General features: G+C 37.8%; 3 protein-coding genes and 1 pseudogene. All 4 read right to left on the reverse strand.

The features are described from left to right. Window positions 1-3,133 (reverse strand): annotated as a pseudogene (locus BN202_RS09995) (hypothetical protein); the annotation flags it as partial. Between the two features lie 792 nt (window positions 3,134-3,925). Beyond that, window positions 3,926-4,951, reverse strand: coding sequence for a Vomp family autotransporter (locus tag BN202_RS09775; RefSeq protein WP_341871765.1), 1,026 nt, complete (start codon window positions 4,949-4,951; stop codon window positions 3,926-3,928). Window positions 4,952-5,121: 170 nt separating this feature from the next. Next, window positions 5,122-5,295 (reverse strand): hypothetical protein, encoded by a 174-nt coding sequence (locus BN202_RS10365; protein WP_019220006.1) that lies wholly within the window; start codon window positions 5,293-5,295, stop codon window positions 5,122-5,124. Window positions 5,296-5,712: 417 nt separating this feature from the next. Then, window positions 5,713-8,103 (reverse strand): Vomp family autotransporter (locus BN202_RS07455; RefSeq protein WP_019220007.1); only part of this gene is annotated, 2,391 nt, incomplete at its 5' end.

Below are 8,103 nucleotides of genomic sequence, written 5' to 3' on the forward strand. Positions count from 1 at the left end.
CCTTAATAATTAAACCTGTTGCGTCTAGAGTATTAGATCCTACTGTTATCTTATTAAGTGTAATATCCTTCGCGAGATCAAATTTTACCTTATTGTCCTCTTCGCCTTTGGTAATGCTAAGGTTGTCACTGCCAGCTGCTAAATCCATTGGGCTGGTTGAATTAACATTTGTTTTATTTTTACCATTAACAGAAAGATCCCAACTTGGGGTTATAGAATTTTGTAGAGCTTTTAGCTGTGCAACGTTGACGGCATCAGTGTCGTTGGTACCAGCAGCTACATTTACAATCTGTCTAGTTTGACCTTGCTCAGTATTACCAATGCTAAGTGCACCAAGGCTAGATTTCCATGTGTTATCCTGTTTATTTGAATTTGCTCTAATACTAGGATCATAACCTGAAACATCGGCACCAACATCAACAGTAGAAGATGCCCCTAAAGCTATACTGTCGCGAACAAATGCTTTTGCTTGAAATCCAATAGTAACCGCATAGCCAGTATCTTTTTCTCGAGTCGATTCATCAACTCCTGCCCCATCACCAATAACAACCATACCAATAGAAGAATCAGAATTAGCTTTTGCGTTCTGACCAATCGCAATCGCACCCATGGCATCGGCGCTTGCAAAAAAACCAAAAGCAAGCCCAGAGTTTGCAGCGGTTGCTTCAGTACCAATTGCAATCGAATCGTGCTGGTTACTATCAATTTTTGCTCTGGTACCAATCGCAATTGAACCCGTAGCACCTTCGCCAACACTGGCGCCACTTCCAATAGCAACTGAATTTTCCCCTTTAGCTATAGCATCTTCAAAAGTTTCGCTAGTAGTGTTAGCTTTCCAACCTTTGGTCAATTCTTTTAGCTGTTTGTAATTTACTGCATCGGTTTCTTCAGTACCGGCTTTTACACCAGTAACAGTTCGAGCACCGCCATCTTTATTGGTAAGAACGATTTTATCACCATCGGTATCCTTACCAATGGTGATGTATTTCGTTGTATCATCCTGTTTTACAAAACTATTGGAGGCGACTTGAGAAACCACATTATTAATCTGTTCAGTAACTTTATTCTGAACATTCGTGATAGACGTACCAACTCCCGTTAAAGCATCGGATACATTCTTATAAGTCTCTTCTTTTTCCTCGCCATCTCCGTTAACAGTTTTAATTGTGAACTTAGGATCTGTCCATGCCCCATTTTCATACTTAGCATCGCCACCGAAAGACTTCGCGACATTGTCACCTAAAGTATAAAGCTGGGAGCCATTGATTGCATCATGGGAATCTTTAGAGATTGCACCACCTGTCAAACCAGAAAGGGTTCGGTTCTCATTCTTATTGTTTTGAAGATTAATTATATTGCCATCGGTTTCTTTACCAATGGTGATGTGTTTCGTGTTGGAATCTTGTTTAACAAAACTGTTCTCTGCTACTTGTTTTTCTACTTGTTCTTGAACTTCTTGCTTGGCTTTGTTCAACTGTCCAAAATTCACTGCATCAGTCGTGTCCGTACCATCTGCTACATGTGTAATCTTTTTACTGCCAGCGGAAATTCCAGTAGTCGTGATTTGTGGACCATCCTTAATAATTAAACCTGTTGCGTCTAGAGTATTAGATCCTACTGTTATCTTATTAAGTGTAATATCCTTCGCGAGATCAAATTTTACCTTATTGTCCTCTTTGCCTTTGGTAATGCTAAGGTTGCTACTTCCAGCTGCTAAATCTACTGTATCGTCTATCCCCACAGCTTTAGCATTTTTACCATCAACAGACAGTTTCCAGCCTTTATCTACATAGGTTTGTAATGACTTTAACTGCGCAATATTGACCGCATCCGTATCTGCACTACCTGCTGCAACTCCTCCAATTTGCCGCGACTGCATTCCAGAAATATCACCAACACTAACAGCACCATAAGTACTTTTCCATGCAAAAGTATCTTCTGTCGCTGCTTCATGTAAAAGAGGATTATAGCCTAGAACACCAGCTGTAACGTTCGCTATAGAATTAGCACCTAAAGCAATAGCGTGATCTGCATTTGCTTTCGAATAAAATCCTATAGAAACAGCGTCTTTTTCCGTTGCATATGCACTATGTCCAACAGCAGTTGAACCATACTCCAAGGCTTTAGAAACAGCACCCAAAGCTGTTGAATAATCACCCTTGGCAGTCGTATAATCATCGCTTCCATGTTCACTCTTATCATTATATTCAGAACCGAATGCAGTACTGCTTTTCCCTAAAGCGTGCGCCATGCGCCCTATCGCTATGCTATCTTCTCTTGTTGCCTCTGCATTATAACCAAAGGCTATAGCGAATTTTTCTGCTGTTTTTGCCTTATAACCAAAAGCTATAGATGCCATATCATTTGTCTTAGCACGACGTCCAATAGCTATGGATCCTTCACCTTTTGCTACTGTACGCCCTTCTGGAGGAATCGGGTTAGCACTATACCTACCTTCGCCACCTATTGCGATACTACCTTCACCCACACTATGAGCTAAATGACCGACCGCAACAGAAAACCTATTATCTATCTCCGCACGATAACCAACAGCAACTGAGTCTGAAGTTTGTATTGATATATTAGCTCCAATAGCAACATTATCATACTCGTTATGGGCATTTGGGGCTGTTTTTATATCTGTACCAAACATGACATTCGTGCCAACTGCCCCTTGAGTTATCCCACGTTGCCATCCGCTATTACGCGGCAGACTTGTGATTAAATTATTTCGCGAGAAATCAGATACATCAATGATGGCTGTATCTTCGTTATTATCTAGACCCGCCCCCCGAAGAGTTCTGGTTAAAAAATTGGCATAATCACTAGAAGCATTCACTTTTTCTGCTAGCGCTGCATTCAGTGTTGTTAAATAACCTGCCTTGGATGAATCAGAAACGTTAAAACTGTTCTGATTATCCTTGCTTTGAGAATAAATCGCTGTTGCTTTCTCTATGCTTTGGAGAACTTGTTCTATTATATCAAAACTTTTTGCCAAAACAGGAGTAGCATTCAGCATAAATATGCCCATTGCTGTCCCCAATGAAAGTTTTTTAAATACAGATAATAAATAATGAGAAAAAAGCGGATTATTCAAAACATTCCCCTTTGATATGGCAAATAACTTTTTCATAATGAAACCCCAATGAAAAATTTTTGAGATACATAGTTAGCAACACAAAAAAGACATATTTTAATAATAGAAGTTTCCTGTAAGTGAGGCCTGAGGTGTTTTATTTTTAGCATTTTGAGTCTTTTATTTTGTGTTGTGTGTTTTCTGTAACGAGACCTAAATGGGAAATATGTTGGATAGACATGAAAATAACACATTTAGAGTCTAATAAGTGCTTACTTAGAGTGCTGTGTGTTTTTAAATATTAAAAACGTTCTACCTAATCGAAATTGCGCTACAATAAAGGCATTTTAGTTTTTTACTTGTGTGTTTCTTGCTGTTTTTTAATTAAAAGCATCATTTTATTAATAACAAGTAAAGCAGGAGGCTAGAGTATTTGTGGATTAAGACTCTTAAAAGCAGCAATTTCTTTAGCTAGGATTTTTTTATTATTTGTAATTGATAATATCGATGTGATTGCTTGATTTGCTGTTGTTGTCTAAACATTACTCGCCCCCTTCGGGATATCTCATTTAATCAAAATGAGTCTTACTCATACACTTATTAAACTACTATCGACTATTCGGTGAAATAGCAAGTAAAAATACAACTTTTTAGCAAAATGGATTCTAACTGTGTCTTTTTTTCAACAAATGAAGATTAAAATGTTTTTATAACACTTAGAGCTCGTAGTATAATTAAAATTTATAATTACTTACAGCTCAGTAATATTGTTTGGGTCTACAGTGTCTTCGCCCTTCTTAAAAAAGAAGAGCGGAGAGTGTTTTGGTAAAAGAGGTAATTTCTATATCTTTAATTCAATGTGACCCTAAAGCCAGCACCTACTCCCCAGTGACCTCCAGCACTTGTGACAGATAAATTAGAACGCATCTTTCCACTTTCAGACATATAGCCAGCACCGATAGCAAAGGCAGATTGGCTGCGCCATACACCAGTACCAAATGAAAAGCTCAATTTTCCTGGTGTATCATCATAACTTAAACTCGATACTGCTAAACCAATAGCTGCAGCCTGTCTGGACTCCTTGCGAACATCCTCAATGGCATAATTTAACGTCTCAAACTTCATATCTGTATAGGCCTTCGACTCTTCAAGACCTTTGTTCACCATACTATCAACATGCTCATCCGTATATTTCTTCGATTCATCAAGAACTAACTTCATCTGTTTATCCGTATAATCATGCAATTGACCGCCTGTAACGGCTTCTTTTGAACCACTTTCAATACTATCATCCGCTATATTGTCTATTAATACTGGATCACTCTCACTCATACCAATTAATGTCACTTTATTCTTTTTCTTGCCATCATTCCTTTTATCATACTTAACAGCAATATCTGCCACACTAGCAATATCTTTTACTTGCTTATCAATTCTATTGACATGACTTTCTACCTTTTCAACTTTCTTATTCGTCTGACAAAGTTGACTACCATTAATGGCCTCTTTTGAGCCTTCTGATATTTCACCATCCGCTACATGCTTAATCTTACTGTCTTGACCTTTATGACGCGCGTCAAAAGCTTTCTCTGTCTCACTCCAATTTAAACCACTCGAGAAAATACTCTGTTCAACATCATGAATACGCTCGTTGATTTTTGTCATGCTGTCGTTAACACCTTCAAATGCAGACGCAAGATTTGTATAATTTTGCTTCTCACTTAATACGCCATCAGCTGTAAATTGTGTAGCTTTAAAGGTAGGCGCTTTCCATTTTCCATCCTTGTATTTCGCATCTCCACTAAAATATCTAGAAAATACATTGATTACCGAATAAAACTGGGAACCATCGATTGCTTCCGTGGGATCTGCTATAGAAGCCCTGCTTTTACACCAGAAAAGCTATACACAGCTTGCACTGTTTGGCCAATACTGATCCCACTCTCATCTTTCTCTCCACCAATTGCGATACACTTTGTCTTTTCATCCTGCTTAACAAGATTCTCACTTTCTATTTTTTAATCATGATTAATCTGTTCAGTTATTTATTTTTGAACATTTATGAAAAAAGCAACAACTTCAAATAAAGCTTCCGCAACATTATTATGAATCTTCTCTTCAGAGATCCCATCATCCTTAACTGTTTTAAGCGTAAAAGTTGGAACGCTCCATACACCATTCTCATATTTAGCGCTTCCTCCAAAGGATTTTATATTCATGGCAACAGTTTGGAGAGTAGTGGATATAGTCGTTACACTCTGATTTGTAGCAAAAAACTGTGAACCGATAATGGATTCATTTAGATAAATTTGTCGAAGCCTATTTTCATATTGGGGTGGTAAGTTCTACCTATAAATTAAGTAGCATATTGATTTATGTTCTTTTGAACTGCCTTTTTATGAAAAGCAGAAACTATTGCTATCTGGTAATTCCCATTCTTATTAAATTATAAATTGAGATGAAAACAAGGCCTTAGCATTAATGATGCGTTTTATTTTATTATTCATATGCTTGTGATGTTTTTCTTTAAAGATCTCATTGTTGACTGTATTGATTTCTTTTTAAAATAAACTTTCGCCCCTGTCTTCATTTAAGACAAGGACGAAAGCATTTTGCTCAATCTATTCTGTTGATTATCAGTTCAATGTCATATTGAATCCCGCACCTATACCCCAGTGACCACCAGAATTGGTGACAGATACATTCGACAGAATAGACCCACTCTCAGATGTATAACCAGCACCAAAGGCAAATGCAGATTGGTTGCGCCATAAGCCAGTACCAAATCCAACACTTAATTTTCCAGGTGTTTCATTATAGCGTAAGTTGGCCACTGCTAAACCAATAGCCGCTGCTTGTCTTGCTTCTTTCCGCACACCTTCTATGCTGTAATTTAAAGCATCAAACTTCATATCCGTATAAGATTTCGCTTCCTTAATAACATCACTCATCGTGTTATTGAGAATGCTATCGAAACGCTCATCCGTATATGTTTTTGCCTTATCAAGAGCTACATCTATCTTCTGGTTTGTCTCCCAAAGTTGACTACCATTCACAGCTTCTTTCGAAGCTTCATTTATTTTACCACTCGCTACATTGTCTAACACTACCGGATCACTTTCACTTACACCAGCTAATGTGACTTTATTTATTTTTTTGCCATCAGTATCTTTATCATACTTAACTGCATCATTCATAACCGTATTTTCAATATTTTTTACTTGTTGATCAATATTGTCTACACGGCTTTCAACCTCTTCAACTTTCTTATTCGTCTGCCAAAGTTGACTACCATTAACGGCATCTTTCGAGTTTTCTGTTATTTCACCATTTTCTACATGCGCAATCTTACTGTCTTTATCATTGTGACGAGCGTCATAGGCTTTTTCTGTCTCATTCCAATTTAAACCACTCGATGAAACAGTCTGTTCAACATCATGAATACGATTGTTGATATTTGCCATGCTGTCGTTAACACCTTCAAATGCAGATGCAACATCATGATAATCCTTCTTATCGGCACCATTAGAATCGCCCTTGAACTGAGAAACATAGAATGTAGGCTCTTTCCATTGCCCATCCTTATAGCCTGCACCACCACCAAAATAATTAGCAAGCTGGTTGCTCATGAGATAAAGCTGCTTACCCGTAATGGCATCGGTTGAACCTTCAGAAATGTCACCATCCAAAAGATACTTCAATTTGCTGTTTGTCTTCTGTCCGTCTTTTTCATGACGTGCAACAAAGGCCTTTTCTTCATCATTCCACAATAAAGCATCACCTTTTGTTTTATTGATCTCATTGGTAATCTCATTAGTGATTTTATCTTGAATATTCATAAAAGATTTACCAACACCTTCAAAAGCAGCCGCTACATTCTGATAATCTTTTTCCTCTGCTGTGCCATCTTCCTTAACTGTCTTAAGTGTAAAGGTTGGAGCCGTCCATTTGCCATCCTTATATTCAGCTCCACCTCCTAAATATGCGGCAAGATTATCGCCCAAGGAATAAAGTTGTTTACCCGTGATAGCATCCGTTGAACCTTCAGAAATGTCACCATCCAAAAGATACGTAATCTTGCTACTGGTTTTGTCTTCGCCATGCTGAGCAACAAATGCATTAGCTTCTTTGCTCCACAATAAAGCATCGCCTTTAACTTGTTGCGTAATGTTTGTTATGTTTTCATTAAGGCTATTGAACTTATTCGTTATCTCATTGTTTACACTTTCGATATTTTTATCAAGCTGAGCTTTGTTAATAGCCTCATTATTGTTTACTGCTTCCTTCACACCGGAAAGTGTACGATCTCCACCACTTTTGTTGGCAATGTTGATTTCCCTGCCTTCTTCTTTTGCTCCAATGGTTATACGCTTTGTTGTATCATCTTGTTGTACAAAGCTATTGGCGGCAACTTGAGAAACCACATTATTAATCTGTTCAGTAACTTTATTCTGAACATTCGTGATAGAAGTACCAATTCCCGTTAAAGCATCAGATACATTCTTATAAGTATCTTCTTTTTCCTCACCCTCTCCGTTAACAGTTTTAATTTTAAAAGTTGGAGATGTCCATTCACCATTCTCATAATGAACATCGCCACCAAAAGACTGAGCAACTTTATCACCCAAAGTATAAAGCTGTTTACCTGTGATGGCATCCGTCGAATCAGAAGTAATAGCGCCATCTAAAAGATGTGTAATTTTGCTATTGGTCTTTGCATCATCCTTACCATGAGCCGCGATAAAGGCATTTTCACTCTCACTCCATAATAAAGCATCACCTTGAACTTGTTGTGTAATATTCGTTATGTTTTGAGTAAATTCATCGAACTTATTCGTTATATCATTGGTAACTTTATTCTGAACATTCGTGATAGAAGTACCAACTCCCGTTAAAGCATCGGATACATTCTTATAAGTCTCTTCTTTTTCCTCGCCATCTCCGTTAACAGTTTTAATTGTGAACTTAGGATCTGTCCATGCTCCATTTTCATACTTAGCATCGCCACCTAAATAAGTCGCAACCTT

It is taken from the genome of Bartonella florencae (genome assembly GCF_000312525.1).
Classification (GTDB): domain Bacteria; phylum Pseudomonadota; class Alphaproteobacteria; order Rhizobiales; family Rhizobiaceae; genus Bartonella; species Bartonella florencae.